Origin of the sequence: Streptomyces sp. SPB074 (assembly GCF_000154905.1) — a bacterium.
In the GTDB taxonomy this organism is placed as follows: Bacteria; Actinomycetota; Actinomycetes; order Streptomycetales; family Streptomycetaceae; genus Streptomyces.
The window spans coordinates 2,512,799-2,516,485 of sequence record NZ_GG770539.1 but is presented as its reverse complement, the minus strand read 5'-3'; the positions used below and the strand labels follow the sequence as shown (position 1 = coordinate 2,516,485).

Below are 3,687 nucleotides of genomic sequence, written 5' to 3'. Positions count from 1 at the left end.
AAAAAAAAAAAAAAAAAAAAAAAAAAAAAAAAAAAAAAAAAAAAAAAAAAAAAAAAAAAAAAAAAAAAACTAAAGAGAAGTATCTCAAAGGTTAGACACCACTACGTCAACAACTTGGAGAGCCGAAGCAAAACAACGGCCCCGCTGCCCGGCGGGCTCCGTATCGACCTCGTGGACCCGGGCGCCGACGCGCGCGAGGCCACGAGCCCCGCGCCGGGGAGCGCGCGACCGCCGGCCGCCCACGGCACGCTCGCCCCGGGGCAGGCCCCCGAGCCCGCGATCGTGGACCGGGCGGGCTGGGGCGCCGACGAGAATCTGCGCGAATCCCAATTCGGCTACACCGGCCCGGTCCGCGCCGCATTCGTCCACCACAGCGCGAGCGGCAACGACTACACGTGCGCCGAGGCCCCCTCCGTCATTCGCGGTATTTACCGCTATCACGTCGAGAGCAATGGCTGGCGCGACATCGGCTACAACTTCCTCGTGGACAAATGCGGCACCGTCTACGAGGGCCGCGCCGGAGGCGTCGCCAAACCCGTCATGGGGGCCCACACCCTCGGCTTCAACACCGACAGCGCCGGCATCGCGCTGCTCGGCACGTACACCGACACCGAGCCCCCGGCCGCCGCGCTCGACGGCATCGCCAAGATCGCGGCCTGGAAACTCGGCCTCAACGACATGGACCCGGAGGGGAAGACCACGCTCGTCTCGGACGGGGGCAACCGGTACGAGAAGGGCGAGAAAGTGAGCCTGGACGTCATTTCCGGGCACCGTGACGGATTTGCCACCGAATGCCCGGGCAAGCTGCTCTACGAGAAACTCGGCACCATTCGCAGCAAAGCGGCGGCACTCCAGGGCAGGTAACTCCCTCCCGCAGCCGGAACCCTCCCGCCCCGGGAGGGTTCCGGCTGTCCCGTAAACATCCTCATCTGCATAAACTGTCCGGCCGGAAGACATTCGGCCCGGCCCCAGCAGGAAGCAGAGAAGTCAGAGTGACTCCAGCACCGGAAGCGATCCTCCTGGTGGGCGGCAAGGGCACGAGGCTGCGCCCCCTCACGGTGAACACCCCCAAGCCGATGGTCCCGGCGGCGGGCGTGCCCTTCCTCGCGCACCAGCTGGCCCGTGCCCGGGCTGCCGGGGTCGAGCACATCGTGCTCGCCACCTCGTACCTCGCGGAGGTCTTCGAGCCGTACTTCGGTGACGGCTCCGCGTTCGGCCTGCGCGTCGACTACGTCACCGAACGCGAGCCGCTCGGCACCGGCGGCGCGCTGCGCAACGTCGCCTCCCACCTGGAGTCCGGCCCCGAGGACCCCGTCCTCGTCTTCAACGGCGACATCCTCACCGGGCTCGACATCAACGCGCTCGTGGACACCCACGTCACCGCCGGGGCCGACGTCTCGCTCCACCTCAGCCGCGTCGACGACCCGCGCGCCTTCGGGCTCGTGCCCACCGACGCCTCGGGTCGCGTCCTCGCCTTCCTGGAGAAGCCGCAGACACCCGAGGAGATCGTCACCGACCAGATCAACGCGGGCGCCTACGTCTTCCGCCGCCGCGTCATCGACGCCATCCCCGGCGGGCGCCCCGTCTCCGTCGAGCGCGAGACCTTCCCCGGCCTCCTCGCCTCCGGCGCCCACCTCCAGGGCATGGTCGACTCCACCTACTGGCTCGACCTCGGCACCCCGCAGGCCTTCGTCCGGGGCTCCGCCGACCTCGTCCTCGGCCACGCCCCCTCGCCCGCCGTCCCCGGCCGCTGCGGTGAACACCTCGTGCTCCCGACGGCCGAGGTCGCCGAGGACGCCAAGCTCACCGGCGGCACCGTCGTCGGCGAGGGCGCCGTGGTGGGCGAGGGCGCGCGGGTCAGCGGCTCGGCGGTCCTGCCCGGCGCGGTGATCGCGCCGGGCGCGGTGGTGACCGACTCGCTGGTGGGCGTCGCGGCCCGGGTCGGGGCGCGGACACTGCTCGACGGGGCGGTCGTCGGGGACGGGGCGGTGGTCGGCGCGGACAACGAGCTGCGCGGCGGGGTGCGGGTGTGGTGCGGGGCCGTCCTGCCGGACGGGGCGGTGCGGTTCTCCTCGGACCAGTAGCGCGGGTCCCGCCTTTTCGCGGCGCGGCGTTCTGGGGGCGCTGCCCCAGGCCCCCGCTCCTCAATCGCCGGAGGGGCTGGATTCTGCTCGCCGGAGGGGCTTGGTCATGGGGTGCCGTAGCCTCGACGCGTGGCCGGCCGTTTTCCCCTCCGTATCCCCGCTCCCTCCCGTGCGCCCCTGTCCCAGGCGGCCCACCACCGGGAGTGGACCCCGAAAGGCCCCCTCCACCTCGGTCAGGTGCTCGGCTGCCTGCGGCGCGGGCCCGGCGATCCGGCGTTCCGGGTGGACGCCGGCGGCGCCTTCTGGCGGGTCAGCCGCACGCCCGAAGGGCCCGCCACACTCCGGGTCACCGCCCCTCGGCGGGAGCGTGCGGGGGGGACGCCTGGGGACCAAAAAACCACCTGGTTCCTCGACGGGCTGCCCGCGCTGCTCGGGGACGGGGACGACGCCGAGGGCTTCGCGCCCAGGCACCGGCTCATCGCCGAGGGCCACCGCCGCGCGCCGGGGCTGCGGCTCGCGCCGGACCGGGCTCGTCCTCGAAGCGCTCGTCCCCTCCGTCCTGGAGCAGAAGGTCACGGCGGACGAGGCGTACCGCGCCTGGCGCCGCCTCCTCACCCGCTTCGGCGAGCCCGCGCCCGGCCCCGCGCCCCAGGGAATGGCCGTGCCGCTCGCCGCGCGCGACTGGGCGCTCGTCCCCTCCTGGGAGTGGCACCGCGCGGGCGTGGACAACAAGCGGGCCTCGACCATCCTGCGGGCCGTACGGGTCGCCGCGCGCATGGAGGAGGCGGCCGGGATGCCGCCCGCCGAGGCCCGGGCCCGCCTGGAGAAGATCCCCGGGATCGGCCCCTGGACCTCCGCCGAGGTCGTCCAGCGCACGCACGGCGCGCCCGACGAGGTCACGACGGGCGACCTGCACCTCCCGCGCACGGTGGGCTGGTCCCTCGCGGGCGAGCGGGACGCCGACGACGCCCGGATGCTCGAACTCCTCGCCCCCTACGCGGGCCACCGCCACCGCGCCGTCCGCTACCTCCTCATGGCCGGCTCGATCCCGCCGCGCCGCGCCCCCAAGATGCGGAAGACGGACATCGCCCGCTGGTAGCGGCCCCCGGCACCGGGCCCCCGCCCCCCGGGCCTCCGCGGACCTGCCCCGGCGTCAGCGCACGGTCAGGAAGTCCTCCGGGTCCCGTCCCGCGCGCGCCGCCGGCACCTCCTCCGGGTGCCCGATCGCCACCGCCCCCATCGGGTCCCACTCCCCGGGGAGTCCCAGCACCTCGCGCACGACGTCCCGGCAGAACATCGTGGACGACACCCACGCCGAGCCCAGCCGTTCCCCGGCGAGCGCGACGAGGAAGTTCTGCACCCCCGCGCCCGTCGCCACGACGAACATCTCCCGCTCCGCCGCGTCGCGCCGCGCGTCGCCGTAGTGGTGCGCCCCGTCCGTCACGAGGCAGGGCACCGCGAGGTACGGGGCCCCGCGCAGCACGTCGCCGCGCCGGACCCGCTTCGCGATCGACTCCTCGCTCTTGCCGTCACGCCGCAGGTCCGCGATCCACGCGTCCCGCATCGCGTCGAGCACGCGCGGTGCGCGCGGACTGAGACTCCA

2 protein-coding genes and 2 pseudogenes are annotated in these 3,687 nt (G+C 72.6%); 3 read left to right on the top strand and 1 reads right to left on the bottom strand.

Annotated features, from left to right (window positions below; genetic code table 11):
- Positions 1 to 132 precede the first annotated feature (132 nt).
- The 3 genes and pseudogenes from SSBG_RS10170 to SSBG_RS10160 form a co-directional block, all read left to right on the top strand.
- Positions 133 to 864: pseudogene (locus SSBG_RS10170) on the top strand (peptidoglycan recognition protein); the annotation flags it as partial.
- Between the two features lie 128 nt (positions 865 to 992).
- Complete coding sequence (locus SSBG_RS10165; protein WP_008746071.1) at positions 993 to 2,084, top strand: nucleotidyltransferase family protein; 1,092 nt, start codon at positions 993 to 995, stop codon at positions 2,082 to 2,084.
- A gap of 129 nt (positions 2,085 to 2,213) precedes the next feature.
- Positions 2,214 to 3,183, top strand: a pseudogene (locus tag SSBG_RS10160) (DNA-3-methyladenine glycosylase family protein).
- 54 nt (positions 3,184 to 3,237) lie between these two features.
- On the opposite strand, the gene SSBG_RS10155 reads toward SSBG_RS10160, so the two are convergent.
- On the bottom strand, positions 3,238 to 3,687 hold a 450-nt coding region (locus tag SSBG_RS10155; RefSeq protein WP_199781357.1), incomplete at its 5' end, for a nitroreductase family protein.